Origin of the sequence: Bradyrhizobium japonicum USDA 6 (genome assembly GCF_000284375.1) — a bacterium.
Classification (GTDB): Bacteria; Pseudomonadota; Alphaproteobacteria; order Rhizobiales; family Xanthobacteraceae; genus Bradyrhizobium; species Bradyrhizobium japonicum.
Genome location: NC_017249.1, coordinates 5,823,432 through 5,844,764, shown reverse-complemented (window position 1 = coordinate 5,844,764; position 21,333 = coordinate 5,823,432). Strand labels below are relative to the sequence as shown.

Sequence of the window (21,333 nt, the reverse complement as noted above, 5' to 3'; positions counted from 1 at the left end):
CGCGCCGTGGATGCTGCGCTCGGACTTCCTGTCCTCGTCGGCTTGATCGCCGTCGCGCTGCTGTTCGACTTCCTGAACGGTCTGCACGACGCCGCCAATTCGATCGCGACCATCGTTTCGACCCGCGTGCTGCGGCCGCAATTCGCGGTGTTGTGGGCCGCGTTCTTCAATTTCATCGCCTTCATGGTGTTCGGGCTGCATGTTGCCCAGACCATCGGCACCGGCATCATCGATCCCGCGGTGGTCGACGCGCAGGTGATCTTCGCGGCGCTCGTCGGCGCGATCGTCTGGAACCTGGTGACCTGGGGGCTCGGCATCCCATCCTCCTCCTCGCATGCGCTGATCGGCGGTCTCGTCGGCGGCGGCATGGCCAAGGCCGGGATTTCGGCGGCGGTGTGGAGCGGCCTGTCCAAGGCGGTGCTGGCGATCGTGTTGTCGCCGCTGGTCGGCTTCCTGCTCGCGATGATGCTGGTCGCGATCGTGTCCTGGCTCTCGGTGCGCTCGACGCCGTTCGCGGTCGATCGCGCCTTCCGTATCCTGCAATTCGCCTCCGCCTCGCTTTATTCGCTGGGCCACGGCGGCAATGACGCCCAGAAGACCATGGGCATCATCGCCGTGCTGCTGTATTCGCAAGGGCATCTCGGCGGCGAATTCTCGGTGCCGTTCTGGGTGGTGCTGTCCTGCCAGGCCGCGATGGCGCTGGGCACGCTGATGGGCGGCTGGCGCATCGTCCGCACCATGGGCCTGCGCATCACCAAGCTGACGCCGATGCAGGGCTTTTGCGCTGAGACCGGCGGCGCCGCGACCCTGTTCATGGCGACCTTCCTCGGCGTTCCCGTCTCGACCACCCACACCATCACCGGCGCGATCGTCGGCGTTGGCGCGGCCCGCCGCGTCTCGGCGGTGCGCTGGAACGTCGCGAGCTCGATCGTCTATGCCTGGGTGATCACGATCCCGGCCTCGGCCATCGTCGCGGCGCTGACCTGGTGGGCGGTCCAGATTTTCGTCAGGTGACGAATTTCAGCCCGGCGATGCCGGCGACGATCAGCCCAATGCTGGCGAGGCGGAAGGCGGTGGCCGGCTCGCCGAACAGAATGATGCCAAGCGCGGCGGTACCGACCGCGCCGATGCCGGTCCAGACCGCGTAGGCGGTTCCGACGGGCAGCGATTTGAGGGCTAAACCGAGCAGGATGACACTGCCGGCCATCGCCGCGAGCGTGATGACGGACGGAACAAGCTTGGTAAAACCCTCGGTGTATTTCAGGCCGATCGCCCAGGTAATCTCGAGAAGACCGGCGACGAACAGGATGCTCCAGGCCATAACGACCCTCCATTCAAGGCAGGGTCGTCCCCGCGGCAAATATGCTGATGAGGGAGAGGCCGTCCTCCCCAGGAGCGGATATGGGGCTGGCCGAAGGGCTCCGCAATCACCACATGAGGCTTGATCAGGCCCATTTTCCCTGCCAAACGCTCCCGCCATGTCCGACATCGCCATATCAGCCGACTCGCCGGCCCGTTCCCCGCTTGCCACCGAGGTGGCGCGGCGGCGCACCTTCGCGATCATCTCCCACCCGGACGCGGGCAAGACCACGCTGACCGAGAAGCTGCTGCTGTTCGGCGGTGCCATCAATCTCGCCGGCCAGGTCAAGGCCAAGGGCGAGCGGCGCAACACGCGTTCGGACTGGATGAAGATCGAGCGCGAGCGCGGCATCTCGGTCGTGACCTCGGTCATGACCTTCGAGTTCGAGGGGCTTGTGTTCAATCTGCTGGACACGCCGGGCCATGAGGACTTTTCGGAGGACACCTACCGTACGCTCACGGCGGTCGACTCCGCTGTCATGGTGATCGACGCTGCCAAGGGCATCGAGGCGCGCACCCGAAAGCTGTTCGAGGTTTGTCGTCTTCGGGATATCCCGATCATCACCTTCATCAACAAGATGGACCGCGAGAGCCGCGACGTCTTCGAGCTGCTCGACGAGATCGAGAAGACGCTGGCGCTCGACACCACGCCGATGACCTGGCCGGTCGGCCGCGGCCGCGACTTCCTCGGCACCTATGACGTCGCCAATGGCGGCGTGCGCCTGCTCGAAGGCGGTGGCGCCAAGACCGGCGCGGCCCAGCAGATCGAGATCGCGGAGCTGGCCAAGCTCAATGCGAACCTCGACGTCGGAGCGGTGAAGGACGAGCTCGAGCTCGTCACCGAAGCGTCAAAACCGTTCGAGCTTGGCGCGTTTCGCGAGGGCCATCTGACGCCGGTCTATTTCGGCAGCGCGTTGCGCAATTTCGGCGTCGGCGACCTCCTGGAAGGTCTCGGCAAGTTCGCGCCCGAGCCGCGCGCGCAGGAGAGCGACCAGCGCAAGGTCGAGGCCACCGATCCGCGTATGAGCGCCTTCGTGTTCAAGATCCAGGCGAACATGGATCCGAACCACCGCGACCGCATCGCCTTTGCGCGCCTGTGCTCCGGCAAGCTCAGCCGCGGCATGAAAGCCAAGCTGGTGCGCACCGGCAAGAGCATGCCGTTGTCGAGCCCGCAATTCTTCTTCGCGCAGGACCGTTCGGTCGCGGACGAGGCCTTCGCCGGCGACGTCGTCGGCATTCCCAATCACGGCACGTTGCGTATCGGCGATACGCTAACCGAGGGCGAGGATTTCACCTTCGTCGGCGTGCCGAGCTTCGCGCCGGAAATCGTCCGCCGCGTGCGTCTCACCGACGCGATGAAGGCGAAGAAGCTGAAGGAAGCGCTTCAGCAGATGTCCGAAGAGGGCGTGGTGCAAGTGTTCCGCCCGCGCGACGGCGCACCGGCGCTGGTCGGCGTGGTCGGCGCGCTGCAGCTCGACGTGCTGAAGGCACGGCTTGAGGCTGAATATTCGCTGCCGGTCGAGTTCGAGGTCAGCGAGTTCCAGCTCGCGCGCTGGGTCTCGTCGGAGGACCGCAAGAAGCTCGACACCTTCATCGCCGGCAACACCTCGAGCATCGCCGACGATGTCGACGGCGATCCCGTATATCTGGCGAGAAACGAGTTCTATCTCGGCTACGCCAGGGAGCGCGCCGAGGGCATCGAGTTCACGAACGTCAAGGACGTCAAGAAGAAGGGGTAGAGCGCTCTCCGCGCGCTGCTGCGTGGGCACACTCCGCTGTCACTCCCCGCGAAGGCGGGGAATCCAGTACGCCGCAGCCTCTCGATTCCATCGCCGCCGTCTCGGAGTACTGGGTCGCCCGGTCGAGCCGGGCGACGACACCGGAGCTAAACGCGAGCATGTGAACAGCCACAGGCTTGACGCGTTCGTTGTCGATGCCACGTTGGTACATGTGGCATTGTGAGCTCGCATCATGTGGCGCGGCATCCTGGTTTTTCTCCTGCTGGCGATATCGACGGTTGCCGCCGATGCGCAGCGCCGCCAGATCAATCCGATCCCGTTTTCGCATGAGCCGTGCAGCGTGCTCGATTATCGGCCCTGCACGCCGTACTATTGCAGCCCGCTCGAGCATGGCCCCTGCATTCCCGAGATCGACTACCCCTACGGCCAGAATCTCCAGCTCACGATCGAAAGCGTGCCGGCGGAGGCTGATCGCGCCAAATACCGGAAGCCGGATCACGATCTCGATACGATCGGCGATCTCTTTGCCGAGCTGCGCACCTGCTGGTCGCCACCACCGGACAATGCGCGCGCGGGCATGCAGATGGCGGTGCGCTTCAGCTTCAACAAGGCGGGTGGCATGATCGGTCCGCCGCAGCTGACCTATGCCACCGCGGGCGTTCCGGCCGATACCCGAACGACCTATCTCAACGCGATCAATTCATCGCTGAAAGCCTGCCTGCCGCTCAAATTCACCAGTGGCCTCGGCGGCGCTCTGGCCGGACGGCCGATCGCGATCCGCTATGTCGATAATCGCGAGCTTGGAAAATAGCTCTATCCCCGCATCCTGAGGCCGCGCTTGCGCGCGTCTCGCAGGATGAACGCAGCGCTGTTGCAGAGCCGGGCCTTCACGCCTGATCATGAGGCCGAGAGTTGCGACCCGCGCCCAATCGATGATACGCCATGTGCGGGGGCGCTGGTTGAGGGGAGGATGTCGTGGGTCTGCTGGTCATGATCCTGGGGCTGATGCTGTTTTTTGCGGCCCATGTTTTCACAACGAAACGCGAGGCGCGCGCGCAGGCGATCGCGAGGCTGGGCGAGGGGACCTACAAGATCCTTTATGCTGCGGTCTCGCTTGCGGGACTGGCGCTCATCATCTGGGGCTTCGCCCATTATCGCGCGGCCGGAATGATCCCGGTTTGGGAGCCGCCGGTCGCATTCAAGCACATTGCAGTCGCGCTGATGCTGCCCGCGGTCATTCTGGTGGTGGCGTCCTACTTGCGCGGGCGCATCTATGCGACGCTGAAGCATCCGATGCTGGCGGGCATCAAATTGTGGGCGGCCGCGCATCTGCTCGCCAACGGCGATCTCGGCTCCATCATCCTGTTTGGCTCGTTCCTGGGCTGGGCCGTGTACGACCGCATCTCGCTGAAGCATCGCACCGATGGCGGCGGCCCGCCGATTCCGGTGGGTGGGGTCACCAATGATCTGATCGCCGTTGCAGTCGGTGTCGTCGCCTATCTCGCGCTGGCTTTCGCATTCCACCCGGTTGTGATCGGCGTTCCCGTCATGGGAATCTAACGACAGCCGATCAGCGCAAGACTGTTCCGCGCAGTCATGCGCGGAACGTGACAAAGCAACGAGCCGAGGGCATTCCGATGGACTGGTCGCAATCTCAGATCCCTCCGATGCGTTTCGAGGCGCGCTTTGGCGATCGGGTGGTGCCGGCCTTCAGCGACCGGCCGGCGAGCCTGTGGGCGATGATCGCGGACGCTTGCGCCCGCAATCCGGACGGCGAAGCGTTGATCGCAGGCGAGGTCCGGTTGAGCTGGCGGCAGGCGGTGGAGCAGGCCGCGCGGATCGCGGCGGGCTTTCGCAAGCTCGGCCTGCAGCGCGGCGATCGTGTCGCGATCCTGCTCGGCAATCGCATCGAATTTCCGCTGCTGCTGTTTGCCGCCGCGCATGAGGGGCTGGTGACGGTGCTGCTCGGCACCCGCCAGCAGAAGCCCGAGATCGCCTATGTCCTCGCCGATTGCGGCGCCAGGATCCTGATCCATGAAGCGGGGCTCTCCGAGCGGCTGCCCGATGCGCTTGATGTCCCCGATGTCATCCACCGCATCGCCGTCGACAGCGATCAGGCCCTGTCGCGTTTCGCCGTGCTCGCCGACAACGTCCCGGCACCGGCGCCGGTCGAGGTCGGCGAGGAGGACACCGCGATGATCCTCTACACCTCAGGCACGACGGGCAAGCCGAAGGGTGCGATGCTCGCCCATTGCAACATCGTCCATTCCTCGATGGTGTTCGTCTCCTGCCTGCAATTGACGGAAGCTGACCGCTCGATCGCGGCGGTGCCGCTCGGCCACGTCACCGGCGTCGTCGCCAACATCACGACCATGATCCGCTGCGGCGGTGCGCTGATCATCATGCCGGAGTTCAAGGCCGCGGATTATCTCAGGCTCGCCGCGCGCGAGCGCGTCACCTACACGGTGATGGTGCCGGCGATGTACAATCTCTGCCTGCTCCAGCCTGATTTCGACAGCTACGATCTCTCGAGCTGGCGCATCGGCGGCTTTGGCGGCGCGCCGATGCCGGTCGCGACCATCGAGAAGCTCAAGGCGACGATTCCCGGCCTGAAGCTCGCGAACTGCTACGGCTCGACCGAGACGACGTCGCCCTCGACGATCATGCCGGGCGAGCTGACCGCGAGCCACATCGACAGTGTCGGCCTGCCGTGTCCCGGTGCCCGCATCGTCGCGATGGGAGCGGACGGCCGCGAGCTGCCTCATGGCGAGATCGGCGAGCTCTGGATCCAGAGCGCCTCCGTCATCAAGGGCTACTGGAATAACCCGAAGGCGACGGCCGAAAGCTTCACGGGCGGATTCTGGCATTCCGGCGATCTCGGCTCGGTCGACGCGGAGGGGTTTGTCCGCGTGTTCGACCGGCAGAAGGACATGATCAATCGCGGCGGCCTGAAGATCTATTCGGCCGAGGTCGAATCCGTGCTGGCCGGCCACCCCGCCGTGGTCGAGAGCGCGATCATTGCCAAGGCTTGCCCGGTGCTGGGCGAGCGCGTCCACGCCGTGGTGGTGACGCGCGCGCCGGTGACCGGCGAGGCCTTGCGCGTCTGGTGCGCGGAGCGGCTGTCCGACTACAAGGTCCCCGAAACCATGGCGATCACCTCCGAGCCGCTGCCGCGCAATGCCAATGGCAAGGTGCTGAAGCGGCAGCTGCGGGAGCTCCTGGGAGCCTGAGCCGGGTAGGCGGTAACCGGGCTATCCCGGGTGGTTAACGCCTTGATTGGGCTCGCTTTGCCTTGCCACCGCCATATCGTTAGGGTACCCCGCCGCCACGTGGGGACGGGATTCCTGACGCGAACGCATTGGCGCGCGCACCCGGACGGGCATGGGATTATCATAAGTGTCTGAATTATTTGACGAAGTCGACGAGGAAGTACGTCGCGAACAGCTCAAGAAGCTGTGGGACAAGTATTCGATTGTCTTCATTGCCCTGATGGTGCTGATCGTGGCCGCCGTCGGCGGCTGGCGCGGCTACCAATATCTGGAGGGCAAGAAGGCCGCCGAGGCCGGCGCCGCCTTCGAGAAGGCCGCTGAGCTGTCCGACCAAGGCAAGCACGCGGAGGCCGAGGCCGCCTTCACTGAGCTCGCCGCCAAGGCTCCCTCGGGTTATCGCACCCTGGCGCGGCTGCGTGCCGCGGCCGAGGCAGCGCCCCGCGATCCCAAGGCGGCCGCCAAAATGTTTGACGACATCGCCGCCGATCGCAGCATCGGTGGTGAGTGGCAGGATCTGGCGAAGATCCGCGCCGCCGGCTTGCTGGTCGACAGCGCGTCCTATGCCGACATGCAGCAGCGGCTGGAGTCCTCCGCCGCGCCCAAATCCACGTTCCGCCATAGCGCCCGCGAGTTGCTGGCGCTGTCGGCCTGGCGCAACAACGACATGACCGCGGCCCGCAAATGGCTCGACGCGATTGCCGAGGACGGCGAAACGCCGCCCGGTTTGCGCTCACGCGCCGAGGCGCTCCAGGCCCTGCTGCCGCCCGTCGCCAAAAGCTGACGACGGCTCTTTGACGTAGACGAGACACAAGATGCGCCGCACGCCACGCTTGATCGCAGCCGCCGTCCTGATCGCCTTCACGGGCATCCTGGGCGGCTGCTCCAGCTTCGATCCAAGCGACATGCTCGACTTCCTCGACACCAAGAAGAAGCTGCCGGGCGAGCGCAAGCCAGTCTTCCCGGAGGGCGTTCCGGGCCTCGAGCAGGGCGTGCCGCGGGAGATGTACAAGGGCGCAGCACAGCAGCCGGATCCGAACGCACCGGCCGTCGCGGCTCTGCCCGCCGAGCCGCCGCCCGAGGCCAAGCCGGCAAAGGGTGCCAAGGCAAAGAAGACCAAACAGCCTGCCAGCGCCGCGACCGCGCCCGCTGAGGCGCCGGCGGGCGAGGTCGACGGCGAGGCCCAGCCGGAGGCCGCGCCACCCGCGGCCGCTCCGCCGCCCAAGCAGAAGATCGTGCGCAAGCGCACCACCGCCCCGCCGCCGGATCAACCCGTCCAGCAGGCGCAACCGACCCAGACCACCCAGCAGCAATCGCAGGGAGCTTTCCCGGCACCGATGCCGAGCGGCAGCTTCTCGCGCTGATCACTTCATTACATTGACAGGCGCGGCCTTCGCAGCGCACGAATGACCGATGTCCTTCACGATTGCTATTATCGGCCGGCCAAATGTCGGCAAATCGACGCTGTTCAACCGCCTGGTTGGGCAGAAGCTCGCGCTCGTCGATGACCTGCCGGGCGTCACCCGCGATCGCCGCGAAGGCGAGGCCAGGCTCGGCGACCTCGCATTCACCATCATCGATACCGCCGGCCTCGACGAGGGCGCCAAGGGCTCGCTGACCGCGCGCATGCAGGAGCAGACCGAGGCCGCGATCGCACAGGCCGACGCGCTGTTCTTCGTCATCGATGCCCGCATCGGCCTGACGCCCACCGATCGCGCCTTCGCCGATTTCGCCCGCAAGGCCGACAAGCCGGTGCTGCTGGTCGCCAACAAGAGCGAAGGCAAGCACGGCGATGCCGGCGCGATGGAGGCCTTTGCGCTCGGCCTCGGCGATCCCATCCAGATCTCGGCCGAGCACGGCGAGGGCATGGGCGAGCTGTATGACGCCCTCCGCGAGTTGATGCCGGAGCCTGTCGACGAAGATGAAGCCGAGGACGACGAGCCGCCGCTGACCGAGGAGGAGGCCGCGACGCGTCCGATCCGCGTCGCCATCGTCGGCCGGCCCAATGCCGGCAAGTCGACGCTGATCAATCATCTGCTCGGCGAGGAGCGCCTGCTGACGAGCCCGGAGGCCGGCACCACGCGCGATTCCATCGCGGTCGAGATCAACTGGAACGGCCGCGATTTTCGCGTGTTCGATACCGCGGGCCTGCGCCGTCGCTCGCGCATCGAGGAAAAGCTGGAGAAGCTCTCGGTCGCCGACGCGTTGCGCGCGGTGCGCTTTGCCGAAGTCGTCGTGATGATGATGGATACGCAGAACCGTTTCGAGGAGCAGGACCTGCGCATCGCCGATCTGATCGAGCGCGAGGGCCGCGCGGTCGTGCTCGCCGTCAACAAATGGGATCTGATGGAGACCAAGGGCGGCGGCGCCATCTCCGGCCTGCGCCGCGATGCCGACCATTGGCTGCCGCAGATCAAGGGCGTTCCGATCGTCGCCGTATCAGGTCTGATGGGCGAGGGCATCGATCGTCTGATGCAGGCGATCCAGGACGCCTACGCTGTCTGGAACAGGCGCGTGCCGACTTCCGCGCTCAATCGCTGGTTCGAGCAGGCCGTGCAGGCCAATCCGCCGCCGGCCGTGTCCGGCCGACGGCTCAAGCTCAATTACATCACGCAGAACAAGGCGCGTCCGCCGAGCTTCGTGCTGTTCTGCTCGCGCGCGGACGCGGTGCCGCAGTCCTATTTGCGCTACCTGACCAATTCCATGCGCGAGACCTTTGAGCTGCCGGGTACGCCGGTGCGCATCACCTTGCGCGAAAAGGCCAACCCCTTCGCCCACAAGCGCAAGCGGCCGTCGTGAGCAACGATGCCGGCGAGGCGACGGCGCAGGGCGCTGCGCCGGTCCGGCGCGGCGCGGTCGCCTTCATCTTCGTCACCATCCTGCTCGACATGCTCGCGCTCGGCGTGATCATGCCGATCCTGCCGAAGCTGATCGAGAGCTTCGTCGACAACGACACCGCGCATGCGGCCCGCATCTTCGGCCTGTTCGGCACCGCCTGGGCGCTGATGCAGTTCGTGTTCTCGCCGGTGCTCGGCGCGCTGTCGGATCGCTTCGGACGGCGGCCGGTGGTGCTGCTGTCGAATTTCGGGCTCGCCGCCGACTATGTGCTGATGGCGCTCGCGCCGTCGCTGCTCTGGTTGTTCATCGGCCGCGTGATCTCGGGCATCACCTCGGCGAGCATTTCGACCGCCTTTGCCTATATCGCCGACATCACGCCGCCGGAGCGGCGCGCGGCCGTCTTCGGCAGGATTGGAGCTGCCTTCGGCGCCGGCTTCATCCTGGGCCCGGCGCTCGGCGGCCTGCTCGGCGATATCGATCCGCGGCTGCCGTTCTGGGCGTCGGCGGCTTTGAGCTTTGCCAATGCACTCTATGGGCTCTTCGTCCTGCCGGAATCGCTGACGCCGGAGCGGCGAGCGCCGTTCCGCTGGACCAGTGCCAATCCGGTCGGAGCGCTGCACTTGCTACGGTCCAACGCGGCGCTGGCCGCGTTATCCATCGTCAACTTCATCGCGCAAGTCGCGCATGTCGTGCTGCCCTCGACCTTCGTGCTCTATGCGACCTATCGCTACGGCTGGGATTCCAAGACCGTGGGTCTGACGCTCGCGATGGTCGGCATCTGCGCCATGGTGGTGCAGGGGCTCGCGATCGGCCTGATCGTACGCGTGCTCGGCGAGCGGAATGCGCTGGTGCTCGGTCTGTGCTGTGGCGCGATCGGCTTCGTGATCTTCGGCGCGGCGCCGACTGGCCCGCTGTTCTGGATCGGCATTCCCGTGATGTCGCTGTGGGGCATCTCGGGCGCGGCCATGCAATCGCTGATGACGCGATTGGTCGCGCCCGATCAGCAGGGCCAGTTGCAGGGCGCGACCGCGAGCGTGCAGAGCGTGTCGCAGCTCGTCGGACCGTTCCTGTTCACCCTGACGTTTTCCTATTTCATCGGCGCCAGCGCGCCGTGGCATCTGCCCGGCGCGCCGTTCCTGCTTGCGGCGGTCTTGATGGTCGCATGTGTCGCGATCGCGATGCGGGCGCTATCTGCCACGAAGACGGTCCCGTAGGGTGGGCAAAGCGAAGCGTGCCCACCGCTACTTCGTCAATTCGCGGAGAGAAGGTGGGCACGGCGCTTACGCGCCTTTGCCCACCCTACGGCAGCGTCGACTGTCTTACTTCTTCACCAGCGGACAGTCGCTGTCCTTGAGCGGCTTGGCCGCGTCTTCCGCCGCGATCGTGGCGATCTGCTTGTAGTAGTCCCACGGACCCTTCGACTCCTCGGGCTTCTTCACCTCGAACAGATAGGCCGGGATGAGACGGCGTCCGTCCTGGCGCAGCGGGCCACTGCCGAAGAGCGGATCGTCGGTCGGCAGCTCCTTCATCTTGGCGACGACCTTGGCGCCGTCATGCGGGTTGCCGCCGAGCGCTTCCATCGCCTTGAGATAGTGCAGCACCATCGCGTAGTTGCCGGCCTGGGTCATCGACGGCATCGCGTTCTTGCTGGCCAGGGCGGCGAAGCGCTTCGACCAGGCGCGGGTCTGCTCGTTCATGTCCCAGTAGAAGGACTCGGTGAAGGTCAGGCCGTGCGCGGTCTTTAGCCCCAGCGAATGCACATCGTTGATGAACAGCAGCAGCGCCGCGAGCTTCTGGCCGCCCGATACGATGCCGAATTCGGCCGCCTGCTTGATCGAGTTCGTGGTGTCGCCGCCGGCATTGGCGAGGCCGACCACCTTGGCCTTGGACGATTGCGCCTGCAGCAGGAAGGACGAGAAGTCCGAGCTGTTGATCGGGTGCTTGACGCTGCCCAGCACCTTGCCGCCGTTCGCCGTTACGACAGCCGTGGTGTCGCGTTCCAGCGCGTGGCCGAAGGCATAATCCGCGGTAAGAAAGAACCAGGTGTCGCCGCCGGCCTTGGTCAGCGCCTTGCCGGTGCCGTTGGCGAGCATGTAGGTGTCGTACGTATAGGAGATCGTGTTCGGCGTGCAGGCCTTGCCGGTCAAGTCGGCAGAGGCGGCGCCGGAATTCAGCAGCACCGAATTCTTTTCCTTGACGAGGTTGCTGACCGCAAGCGCGACGCCGGAGTTCGGCGTATCGGCGATCGCATCGACCTTCTCGTTATCGATCCACTGCCGAGCGATATTGACGCCGACGTCCGGCTTGTTCTGGTGATCGCCGCTCAGCACGTCGATCTTCCAGCCCTTCTTGAGCAGGCCGGAATCCTCGACGGCCATCTTGATCGCGACCACGGAGTTCGGGCCGCCGATATCGGCATAAAGGCTCGACATGTCATTCAAGACGCCGATCTTGACGGTCTTGTCCTGCGCGTAAGCGGATGTTGCAAAACCGAAGGCGGCACAGGCCAGAAGGGCCGCGTAGCGGCGCGCGAGCGTCGTCGTCATAAAAGGTCTCCTCCATTTTCAATATGCGGACGGCTCTCTTGCGGAGCCTTGTTCCGGCTGATCGCTCTACCGTGTCCCGCGGCCGGCGGCAATGCGCCTAAAGCCGGATGACGCTGCGGCGTAGCGTCATCCGTCGGTTAACCTTTGGGCAAAGTGTGTTGAGACGCTATTTGAGCGCGTCCGACGACAGCCTGAATTTCTGGATGCGCTTTCCGGTGTCGACCTCGGCGGTATAGACGTTACCCTTGGCGTCGACCGCCATCGCATGCACCCAGTGGAATTGCCCGGCATTGCGGCCGTTGTGCCCGAAGCTGCCGACGACGCTGCCGTCGTCGCGCTTGATCACCCTGATCTCGTTGTTCTCGCCGTCGGCGCTGAGCAAATAGGTCTGCTTCGGATCGGGCCAGATCGCGATATCCCACACAGCGCCGTTGCCAAGGGTGTTCTTCTCGAAGAAGAACTCCTTCACGAAGGTGCCGTCCTTCCTGAACACCTGGATGCGGTTGTTGATGCGGTCGCAGACGTAGACGAGGCCGTCATTGGCGAGCTTCACGCAGTGGACGGGATTTCCGAATTGCTGGGAGACGGGCGCCTTGGGATCATACGCCGCCTGCTTGTTGTCATCGGGCTTGTTGCCATAGGCGCCCCAGTGCCGCTTGTAGGCGAGCGTCGTCGCATCGAACACGATGACGCGGCGGTTGCCGTAACCGTCGGCGACGTAGATTTCGTTCGCCTCCTTGTCGATCGCAGTTTCGGCGGGCTTGCCGAGCTGCGTGATGTCGTTGCTGCCGAGGCTCGGCGCGATCTTGCCGATCTGGGCGACGAACTTGCCGTCGAGCGTGAACTTCAAGATGGCGTTGTCGTTGTCGGCGTTGCCGCCGACCCAGACGAAGCCGCGCTCGTCGACCTCGATGCCGTGCTCGCGGCCGACCCATTCATAGCCTTCGCCCGGACCGCCCCACGACCGCAGCAGATTGCCGTCGGTGTCGAACTCGAGCACGGGAGGCGCCGACACGCAGCACTTCGAGCGGGGCGGGTTGAGGCTCGCGCCTTTCTCGTCATCGGTGAGCGAGCGCGGGCGATGGATCACCCAGATATGGCCCTGCCAGTCGACGGTGATGCCGCCGACCTGGCCGAGGATCCAGTTGTTCGGCAGCTGTTTTGGCCAGGAGGCATCGACCGCGAAGGTCGGGACGTCGCCCGCAGTCGCCGTGCCTGGAAGCACGAACGCGATGGCTGCAATCAGGATGGAGAAGGCGTGAGAGACTCGTACGAGCGCACGGCCGAGCCTTGTACGACCAAGCCCTGCGCGATCATGCCACGGCGCCATGGCAACCTCCCTTTTTTGGCTTGCGGCTTGCTGCCGCTTGAGCGCGGGCAGTCAATCGCGGGGAGGCACGCGAGTCAATCAGGCCGGCGAGCGGAAGCTCATCAGGGTGCGGGTCTTGTAGTCGTAGAACTTGCCGGTTTCGGTCCAGCCGGGCGCGCACATCGGCACGATGAATTCGGCGACCTGTTCGGGTGCGTCGAGCGTCGCCGGATCCTCGCCCGGCATTAGGGTCGCGCGCATGCGGGTGCGGATCGGGCCCGGGTTGAACAGGTTGACGCGGAGGGGCGTGTTCGCGGTTTCCTGCGCCCAAGCGCGCGCCAGCGTTTCCAGCGCGGCCTTGGAGGCGGCGTAGGGGCTGACATAAGCGGTGGCCTTGTTGGCGGCGCCCGAGGTGATGAACACGGCGCGGCCGGCATCGGACTGCTTCAGCAGCGGTTCCATGCAGCGGATCAGCTGGAAGTTGGCGGAGACGTTGACCGCCATCACGTCGGTGAAAGCTTTCAGTTCGATGTGGCCGACCGGCGAGGAGGGGCCGAGCACACCGGCATTGCCGACGAGGATGTCGAGCTTGCCATAGCGTTCGTGCAGGCCCGCGCCCAGCCGCGCGATGCCGTCGGAATCGGTGAGATTGAGCGGCACCAGCGTGGCGCTGCCGCCGTCTTTCCGGATCTCGTCATCAAGCTCTTCCAGCCCGCCCTGCGTGCGCGCGACAGCGACGATATGTGCGCCGGCTTTGGCCAGCGCCCTGGCCGTGGCGAAGCCGATGCCGCGCGAGGCGCCGGTGACGAGAGCGATGCGGTTGGCGAGGGGATTTGTCATGGCGGGGTTTTACAGGCGTGGATGGCCGGGACAAGCCCGGAATTTCCGCCCTCGAGCTCCCGCCGCAGCCCTACTGGATATTGGTACTATTGTTCGGGCCGTTCCCCGAGCTGTCAGGCGGCACCTTCATGCCCTGCCTGAAGGCGAAAACGATGAAACCGACCAAAAGCCCTCCGCAGAGAATGGCGATGGCGAGCTGCATCGTCGCGGTCTTGCGTCAGCTCGCCTCCGCCAGGAGGGACAATTGCCGCGGCTGCTGCTCGGTCTGGGTCTGGTCGGTGAGGTGGGTCGGATACGCCCCGGTGAAGCAATGATCCGAGAATTTCGGATTGGCGGGGTCGCGGCCGGGCTCGCCCATGGCGCGATACATGCCGTCGATCGACAGGAAGGCGAGCGAGTCGGCGCCGATGATCTCGCGCATCTCCTCCAGCGAATGCGTCGCGGCCAGGAGACCGCCGCGATCCGGCAGGTCGATGCCGTAATAATCGGGATAGAGGATTGGCGGCGAGGCGAGGCGGAAATGCACTTCCTTGGCGCCTGCATCGCGCATCATGCGCACGATCTTCTTCGAGGTGGTGCCGCGCACCAGCGAGTCGTCGATCAGGATGATGCGCTTGCCTTCGATCGCGGCGCGGTTGGCCGAATGCTTCATGCGCACGCCGGACTCGCGGATCGCCTGGGTCGGCTGGATGAAGGTGCGGCCGACATAGTGGTTGCGGATGATGCCGAGCTCGAACGGCACGCCGGAATGCTGGCTGTAGCCGACCGCGGCGGGCACGCCGGAATCCGGCACCGGAACGACGACGTCGATCGGCACATGGCTCTCGCGCGCGAGCTGCGCACCAAAGGCCTTGCGCACTTCGTAGACCGAGCGGCCGTGAACGATGGAGTCCGGACGGGAGAAATAGATGTACTCGAAGATGCAGGGGCGCGGCGCCATCGGCGGAAACGGCTTGTGGATGTCCTGGCCGTTCTCGTCGAACACGATGACTTCGCCGGGCTCGATGTCGCGAATGAAGCGCGCGCCGATGATGTCGAGCGCACAGGTCTCCGAGGTCAGGATCGGGCAACCGTCGAGCTCGCCGAGCACCAGCGGGCGGATGCCGCGCGGATCGCGCGCGCCGACCAGCTTCTTGTTGGTCAACGAAACCAGCGCATAGGCGCCCTCGATCTCGCGCAGGGCGTCGATGTAGCGCTCGATGAAGCGGCTGCGCCTGGAGCGTGCGACGAGATGCAGGATCACCTCGGTGTCGGTGGTCGACTGCATCATCGCGCCGTTCTTCACGAGCTCGCGGCGCAGCGTCAGGCCGTTGGTGAGGTTGCCGTTGTGGGCGACCGCAAGGCCGCCGGCATTGAGCTCGGCGAACAGCGGCTGCACGTTGCGCAGGATGGTGGCGCCGGTGGTGGAGTAGCGGACATGGCCGACGGCCATATTGCCGGGCAGGCGGTCGATCACCTCGCGGCGCGAGAAGGTGTCGCCGACGAGGCCGAGGCGGCGTTCCGAGTGAAAGCGGCTGCCGTCGTAGGAGACGATGCCGGCGGCCTCCTGGCCACGATGCTGGAGGGCGTGGAGACCGAGCGCGGTGATGGCGGCGGCGTCAGGGTGGCCATAGATGCCAAAGACACCGCATTCCTCGCGGAGCGTGTCGCCCTCCAGGTCGTCCTGAAGCTCTAGCGCGGCTGGGCCGAGATCACGTTGGGCGTCCTGGTCAGGGTGTCGCATCTCGTCCGCGCCTCTCTTTAGGGCCTAATCAACGCGCCGCAGGTTTCTCGATCAGCTTCTTGAGGCTGTCACGAGCAGGTTTACTGTATCCGTCGCCACTGCCCGAAGGCTGCTGCTCGGAATCAGCTTGATCATCATCTGGTTTGTTTTTCTTGAATCTCTTCAAGATGGTGTTCTCGGGGTCGTCAGGCAAGAGGGCCATCAGCCAATCGCCGGTTCCCTGGAGCACCACCCGGGACTTTGCCCCAGTGACCCAGTCCGGGCGCTGCTTGTCCGGCACCAGCCAGGTGAAGAACAGGAAGGCGACCACGACGATCAAAAGGCCGCGAGCGAGGCCAAACAGGAAGCCCAGGGTGCGGTCCAGCGCGCCGATGCGCGAATCCAGGATCATGTCGGAGATCCGGACCGTGATCACGGAGACCACGACCAGGGTGCCCACGAACACGCCGGCGACCACGACGACGCTCGCGACCGTGTCGTTGTTGAAATAGGTCTTTGCAGTCGGCAGCAGCTTCGAGAACGAGTACAGCGTCACGATCGCAGCCGCGCCCCAGGCCGCGATCGACAGGATTTCACGCATGAAGCCGCGGACCATCGCGAGCAGGCCCGAGATCAGCATCACACCGAGCAGGATCAGGTCTAGGAGTGTTACTGGCATCGGCTGGTCGGGTCCGCTCGTACTTCAAAGGTGCTCAGCGAATCGGTGTTTGGCCGTGGCCCTAAGTGAGGGCCAGACGGCGTTCCCGGCAAGGCCGCAACCACGCAATCCCATGCTGCTTTTGTGACGGCTGTATAGCGGTGGGGGCGGAGGACGTCACCTCCACCTAACCCTCTCCACGGCGGAATCTTGCCGGTGTGGCATTTTTCTCCGCCGGAGCGCTCTGTTCGCCGCGGCGGGAGCCCCGGGCCGCGATCTCGGCCACCAGCGTCGTCAGGCTGTTGATCGCGTTCAGGGACAGTCCGGCGTCGCCGCCGGCATCGCCACCCCGGGCCGATTCGGGCAGCACGGCGCGCTTGAAGCCAAGCTTGACCGCTTCCTTGAGCCGCGCCGGTGTCTGCGCCACCGGGCGGATGACGCCGGAGAGCGAAATCTCGCCGAAATAGACGGCATCGGTGGGTAACTGCGCATTAACCAGGGATGAAACCAGTGCGGCCGCGGCGGCCATATCGGCCGCCGGCTCGTTGATGCGCAGGCCGCCCGCGACGTTCAGATAGACGTCGTGGCCGGACAGCTTGACCCCGCAATGGGCCTCCAGCACCGCCAGCACCATGGAGAGCCTGCTCTGATCCCAGCCGACTACGGCCCGGCGCGGGGTGCCGAGCGAGGTGGGCGCCACCAAGGCCTGCAATTCGACCAGAACGGGCCTCGTGCCCTCGATGCCCGCGAAGACTGCGGTGCCCGGCGTGCCCAGATCGCGCTCGGACAGGAACAACTCGGACGGATTGGTGACCTCGCGCAGGCCAAGGCCGGTCATCTCGAACACGCCGATCTCGTCGGTCGGGCCGAAGCGGTTTTTCACGGCGCGCAGGATGCGGAACTGCTGCGAGCCTTCGCCCTCGAAGGACAGCACCGCATCGACCATGTGCTCGACCACGCGGGGGCCGGCGATCTGGCCATCCTTGGTGACATGGCCGACCAGGATGATGGCAGCACCCGTCTTCTTGGCGAAGCGGATCAGCGCCTGCGCCGAGGCGCGCACCTGGGTGACCGTGCCGGGCGCGGATTCCACCGTGTCGGTCCACATGGTCTGGATCGAGTCGATCACGATCAGCCGCGGCACCGCGCCTTCCGACAGCGTCGAGACGATATCCTCGACGGAGGTCTCGGCCGCCAGCTGCACCGGCGCGTCCGACAGGCCGAGCCGCTCGGCGCGCAGGCGCACCTGGGCGACCGCCTCTTCGCCGGAGATGTAGACGATGCGGTGGCCGGCGCGCGCCATCATGCTGGTGGCCTGCGTCAGCAGCGTCGACTTGCCGATGCCGGGATCGCCGCCGACCAGCAGCACCGAGCCGCGGACGAAGCCGCCACCGGTGACGCGGTCGAGCTCGGTCATGCCCGAGGACAGGCGAGGAGCGTCCGGGCTTTTGCCGGCGAGGCTCTCCAGCGCGAATGTGCGCCCCTTACGCTTGGAGCGGATCGAGACCGGCACGCTGCCGGACGTATCCTCCTCGGCAAGCGTGTTCCACTCGCCGCAGGACTCGCATTTGCCCTGCCAGCGGTTATAGGCCGCGCCGCAGTTCTGGCAGACGTAGGAAAGCGTGTTCTTGGCCATGGGGACAGCGAGTCGGGGGTTTCAGGTTTGCTGATAGCACGGAATGACGGGTGGAGACGGCGTTTGCCAGCACCCCCATTAGCCCAATTCGCCGCAGCCGATACACCCTTTGTTAGCTCTACGCCGCCGCGCCGTTCCGGACTTTGCGAAATGTTAGCGGACGCGGGTCCAGTTTCGAAACCGATACGGGATGGCGAAACGAATGACGGTAGTCTTGCGGATAATGCTCGCCGTGGGCATGGCCTGCGGCTTTCTTCTGCCGGTTGGCGGCGCCGTTGCGGCCGACGCCGGGCGTCTCAACATCGTTTTCGTCAATCCCGGCAAGACCGGCGAGGTCTACTGGGACATGGTCGCGCAGACCATGCAGGCCGCGGGCCGCAAGCTCGACGCGCATGTCGAGGTGCTGACCAGCGAGCGGAATTACCGCACCATGCAGGAGCTTGGCTTCGGCGTGGTGGCACGCGCCGACAAGCCGGACTTCCTCATCCTGTCGAACGAGGAATCCGCCGCCGTTCCCATCCTGGAGGCGGCCGAGGCCGCCGGGGTCAAGACGCTGCTGCTCTCGAACACGCTGATCGGCGACGACGCCGCGCGCCTCGGACCCCCCCGGCAAAAGCTCAAGACCTGGCTCGGCGACATCACGACCGATCTCCAGACCGCGGGCGCGAGGATGGCCAATGCCCTGATCAGCGCGGCGCGCGCCGAGAAATGGCAGAGCCCGGACGGCAAGATCCACATTCTCGGCATCGGCGGCGACGAGATCACGCCGGCCTCGATCGCCCGCAACGCCGGTCTCAAGCTCGCGGTGGACGCCGCGCCCGACGTGGTGGTGGACCGGATGCTGTTCGCCAACTGGACCCAGTCGGAGGCAGAGCAGGTCACCAGGAATTATCTGAGCTGGGCCGCGCGCAAGGATATCCGGCCTGCCGGCATCTGGGCCGGAAACGATCCGATGGCGCTCGGCGCGCTTCGCGCGGTGGTCGCCGCCGGCCTCACGCCCGGCCGGAACATCCAGCTGGTCGGCCTCAACTGGTCGGAGGATGCGCTGCGCGAGATCAAGGCGGGCCGTCTGCTCATGACCGATGGCGGGCATTTCCTGCTCGGCGGCTGGTCGATCGTCCTCCTGCGCGACTACGCCGACGGCTGCGACTTCGCGGCCGCATCGCCCCGCGTCGAGGCCAGGACGTCTGCGATCACGCGCGACAATCTCGCTTCGGTCGGAGACCTCATCAAGACGCGCGCCTTCGATCGGATCGATTTCGCGCGCTTCAGGGCGAGGGCAGGGCGCTGCGGCCAGTACGATTTCTCCATCGATGCGCTCATCTCTTCGCTGACGCTTCCGGAAGGCGCTGCCGACTGATGCGAAACGGTGATGACATGGCCGATCCGGATCGCACGCCGCAGGCGACGGCGCCGTCGCGCTCGCGCTCGGTGGTCCGCGCGATGCTCTGGGCCACTGTGCCGGTGCTGCTGGTGGTGCAGCTGCTTGCCTCCGCCGGCGTCGAGGCGTCGAGCTTCTGGTCGCAGATCAGGCAGCTCGACGCGCGCATTGCCCGTACGGCCGAGAGCCGCGCCGAGCTGATCGCCGAGCCGCTCTGGAAGATGCGATACGATCAGGTCACGAGCGTGCTCAACGAGATCATGCACGACGAGACCATTGCCGCGGCGGCCGTTTATGACGACACCGGCGTCGCAATCGCGCGGGTGGTGGCGCGGCCGGCGGACCAGTCGGTATCGGAAGTCTCGCGGCCGATCCGCTACAGCAACGGCAATATCGCCGTGCAGGCCGGTCGTATCGCGATCGCCTATTCCTATGCGACGGTCTACGCGGACACGGGCAGCCGGCTGATGTTGCTGCTGGTGGTCGGCCTGCTCGCAACATTTGCCACCCTGATCGCGATGCGGATCTCGGCCAACATCTTCATCGGCAAGCCGCTCACCGCGATCATGTCGGCGATCCAGCGCAGCAAGCAGGACGGGCGAGCCTATCCGGCCGACATCAAATCGACGAACGAATTCGGCCAGCTCGCGTGCGCCTTCAACGCCATGCAGCACACGACGTCGGGCGCGCTCGACCGGCTCGGGCACATGGCCGCGCACGATCCGCTCACGGGCCTGCCCAACCGCCGCTCGCTGTCCGAGCATCTGGTGACCCTGAGCGGCGATGCCGGTTCGCCGGACTCGCTGATCGCCTTCTGCTTCATCGATCTCGACGACTTCAAGGGCATCAACGACACCTTCGGCCATGATGCCGGCGACAAGTTCCTGGTGCACATCTCCGAGCGCCTGCGTGATGCGGTCGAACCGCAGGATTGGGTCGCCCGGCTCGGCGGCGACGAGTTCGTCGTCATCCGCCCCGAGGTCAGCAATGAAGCGACCGCCCAGGCGTTCGCGCGCCAGCTGCTCGATGCGATTTCCGAGCCGATCCGGCTGCACGACAAACAGGTCGTGCCGCGCGCCAGCATCGGCCTTGCCGTGCGCCGCGCCGGCGATCCCGAGCTGTCGCATTTGCCGGCGCTCGCCGACATCGCGCTCTACCATGCCAAGAGCAAGGCGCCCGGCACGGTCGCAGTGCTCGACGAAGCGCTTCAGCGCGACTATCGCCGCCGCCGGGATCTCGAGCTCGCCATCCCCGCAGCCTTCGCCGAGGGGCAGTTCGAGGTCTGGTATCAGAGCCAGGTAGACCTCGAGAGCCAGGCCGTTGTCGGCCTTGAGGCGCTGATCCGCTGGCGGCATCCCGAGCTTGGCTTGATCGGCCCCGGCGAATTCCTGCCGCTGATCGAGCGCAGCGGCAACAATGCGCGGCTGACGCGCTACGTGCTGACCGATGCCTGTCGCGCACTGCAGCGACTGGCGTCCGCCGGCAGGCCGCAGATCCGGATCGCGATCAATCTGCCGCCGTCCGAGCTTGCCGACCATTCGCTCGCTGCAGAGCTGCGCGCAACCTGCGCGCGTTTCGACGTCGCGGCATCGTCGCTGGAGCTCGAGATCACCGAGGGCTCGCTGATCAACAACATCGCCAGCGCCTCCGAGACGCTGCACCGCCTGCGGCGCCTGGGCGCGACCATCGCGCTCGACGATTTCGGCACGGGCTACAGCTCGCTCGCACATCTCCGGCGGTTCCCGCTCGACAAGGTCAAGATCGACAAGGCCTTCATCAGCGAGATCCCCGACAGCGCGGAAGACAAGGCGATCGTCGGCGTCATCGCCTCGCTCGCCGGCACGCTGGGGCTGACGCTCGTCGCGGAAGGCATCGAGCGGCCCGAGCAGGCTGACGCCATGCGCGAGATGGGCGTGATGCTCGGGCAGGGTTATCACTACCATCGGCCGCAGCCGCTCGATGCCGTGCTGCAATGGCTCGAAAAGCAGGCGGTGCCCACGGAGACGAGCCGCGGGCTCGCCGACAGCCCGTCGATCGCGCCCGAATTCGCCGCCTGAGC

At 65.8% G+C, this 21,333-nt stretch carries 19 protein-coding genes; 11 read left to right on the top strand and 8 right to left on the bottom strand.

The window, feature by feature from the left end; all coding sequences use genetic code 11:
- Positions 1 to 6 precede the first annotated feature (6 nt).
- Positions 7 to 1,014 (top strand): inorganic phosphate transporter, encoded by a 1,008-nt coding sequence (locus BJ6T_RS27735; protein ID WP_008143644.1) that lies wholly within the window; start codon positions 7 to 9, stop codon positions 1,012 to 1,014.
- Here BJ6T_RS27735 and sugE read toward each other — a convergent pair.
- Positions 1,007 to 1,321 (bottom strand): quaternary ammonium compound efflux SMR transporter SugE, encoded by a 315-nt coding sequence (gene sugE, locus BJ6T_RS27730; protein WP_014495844.1) that lies wholly within the window; start codon positions 1,319 to 1,321, stop codon positions 1,007 to 1,009. The two genes, BJ6T_RS27735 and sugE, sit on opposite strands and share 8 nt — an antisense overlap.
- Before the next feature lie 157 nt (positions 1,322 to 1,478).
- Here sugE and BJ6T_RS27725 point away from each other — a divergent pair, with 157 nt between their 5' ends.
- From BJ6T_RS27725 to BJ6T_RS27690, 8 genes are all read left to right on the top strand, one after another.
- Positions 1,479 to 3,098: a peptide chain release factor 3 gene (locus tag BJ6T_RS27725; RefSeq protein WP_014495843.1), complete on the top strand. Its 1,620-nt coding sequence runs from the start codon at positions 1,479 to 1,481 to the stop codon at positions 3,096 to 3,098.
- Positions 3,099 to 3,330: 232 nt separating this feature from the next.
- Positions 3,331 to 3,909 (top strand): UCP034077 family protein, encoded by a 579-nt coding sequence (locus tag BJ6T_RS27720; RefSeq protein ID WP_014495842.1) that lies wholly within the window; start codon positions 3,331 to 3,333, stop codon positions 3,907 to 3,909.
- A 164-nt stretch (positions 3,910 to 4,073) separates the two neighbouring features.
- Positions 4,074 to 4,658 (top strand): NnrU family protein, encoded by a 585-nt coding sequence (locus tag BJ6T_RS27715; RefSeq protein WP_014495841.1) that lies wholly within the window; start codon positions 4,074 to 4,076, stop codon positions 4,656 to 4,658.
- 77 nt (positions 4,659 to 4,735) lie between these two features.
- Positions 4,736 to 6,328, top strand: a complete 1,593-nt coding sequence (locus BJ6T_RS27710; protein ID WP_014495840.1) for a class I adenylate-forming enzyme family protein — start codon at positions 4,736 to 4,738, stop codon at positions 6,326 to 6,328.
- A gap of 166 nt (positions 6,329 to 6,494) precedes the next feature.
- Positions 6,495 to 7,148 (top strand): tetratricopeptide repeat protein, encoded by a 654-nt coding sequence (locus tag BJ6T_RS27705; protein ID WP_014495839.1) that lies wholly within the window; start codon positions 6,495 to 6,497, stop codon positions 7,146 to 7,148.
- A gap of 31 nt (positions 7,149 to 7,179) precedes the next feature.
- Positions 7,180 to 7,728, top strand: coding sequence for a hypothetical protein (locus BJ6T_RS27700; protein ID WP_014495838.1), 549 nt, complete (start codon positions 7,180 to 7,182; stop codon positions 7,726 to 7,728).
- A 49-nt stretch (positions 7,729 to 7,777) separates the two neighbouring features.
- Positions 7,778 to 9,163, top strand: a complete 1,386-nt coding sequence (der, locus tag BJ6T_RS27695) for a ribosome biogenesis GTPase Der (protein ID WP_014495837.1) — start codon at positions 7,778 to 7,780, stop codon at positions 9,161 to 9,163.
- Complete coding sequence (locus BJ6T_RS27690; protein ID WP_014495836.1) at positions 9,160 to 10,416, top strand: TCR/Tet family MFS transporter; 1,257 nt, start codon at positions 9,160 to 9,162, stop codon at positions 10,414 to 10,416. Before der ends, BJ6T_RS27690 begins: the two co-directional genes overlap by 4 nt.
- A 105-nt stretch (positions 10,417 to 10,521) precedes the next feature.
- On the opposite strand, the gene BJ6T_RS27685 is transcribed toward BJ6T_RS27690, so the two are convergent.
- From BJ6T_RS27685 to radA, 7 genes are all read right to left on the bottom strand, one after another.
- A complete protein-coding gene (locus BJ6T_RS27685) occupies positions 10,522 to 11,748 on the bottom strand; it encodes an ABC transporter substrate-binding protein (RefSeq protein WP_014495835.1) in 1,227 nt (408 codons plus the stop codon).
- A 166-nt stretch (positions 11,749 to 11,914) separates the two neighbouring features.
- Positions 11,915 to 13,078, bottom strand: coding sequence for an NHL repeat-containing protein (locus tag BJ6T_RS27680; protein WP_014495834.1), 1,164 nt, complete (start codon positions 13,076 to 13,078; stop codon positions 11,915 to 11,917).
- A 78-nt stretch (positions 13,079 to 13,156) separates the two neighbouring features.
- Positions 13,157 to 13,897, bottom strand: coding sequence for an SDR family NAD(P)-dependent oxidoreductase (locus tag BJ6T_RS27675; protein ID WP_014495833.1), 741 nt, complete (start codon positions 13,895 to 13,897; stop codon positions 13,157 to 13,159).
- A 70-nt stretch (positions 13,898 to 13,967) separates the two neighbouring features.
- The gene (locus BJ6T_RS49235; protein WP_256461572.1) at positions 13,968 to 14,099 is read right to left on the bottom strand and encodes a hypothetical protein; all 132 of its coding nucleotides are present in this window, start codon (positions 14,097 to 14,099) and stop codon (positions 13,968 to 13,970) included.
- A 15-nt stretch (positions 14,100 to 14,114) separates the two neighbouring features.
- Positions 14,115 to 15,620: an amidophosphoribosyltransferase gene (purF, locus tag BJ6T_RS27670; RefSeq protein WP_014495832.1), complete on the bottom strand. Its 1,506-nt coding sequence runs from the start codon at positions 15,618 to 15,620 to the stop codon at positions 14,115 to 14,117.
- A gap of 28 nt (positions 15,621 to 15,648) precedes the next feature.
- Positions 15,649 to 16,278 carry a CvpA family protein gene (locus BJ6T_RS27665; RefSeq protein ID WP_011086837.1) on the bottom strand — a complete coding sequence of 210 codons (630 nt, stop codon included), beginning with the start codon at positions 16,276 to 16,278 and terminating at the stop codon, positions 15,649 to 15,651.
- A 166-nt stretch (positions 16,279 to 16,444) separates the two neighbouring features.
- Positions 16,445 to 17,893, bottom strand: coding sequence for a DNA repair protein RadA (gene radA, locus BJ6T_RS27660; protein ID WP_014495831.1), 1,449 nt, complete (start codon positions 17,891 to 17,893; stop codon positions 16,445 to 16,447).
- A 202-nt stretch (positions 17,894 to 18,095) separates the two neighbouring features.
- On the opposite strand from radA, the gene BJ6T_RS27655 reads away from it, so the two are divergent.
- A complete protein-coding gene (locus BJ6T_RS27655) occupies positions 18,096 to 19,253 on the top strand; it encodes an ABC transporter substrate-binding protein (protein ID WP_225894873.1) in 1,158 nt (385 codons plus the stop codon).
- Complete coding sequence (locus BJ6T_RS27650; protein WP_028169587.1) at positions 19,253 to 21,331, top strand: putative bifunctional diguanylate cyclase/phosphodiesterase; 2,079 nt, start codon at positions 19,253 to 19,255, stop codon at positions 21,329 to 21,331. Before BJ6T_RS27655 ends, BJ6T_RS27650 begins: the two co-directional genes overlap by 1 nt.
- The last annotated feature ends 2 nt before the right edge of the window (positions 21,332 to 21,333 follow it).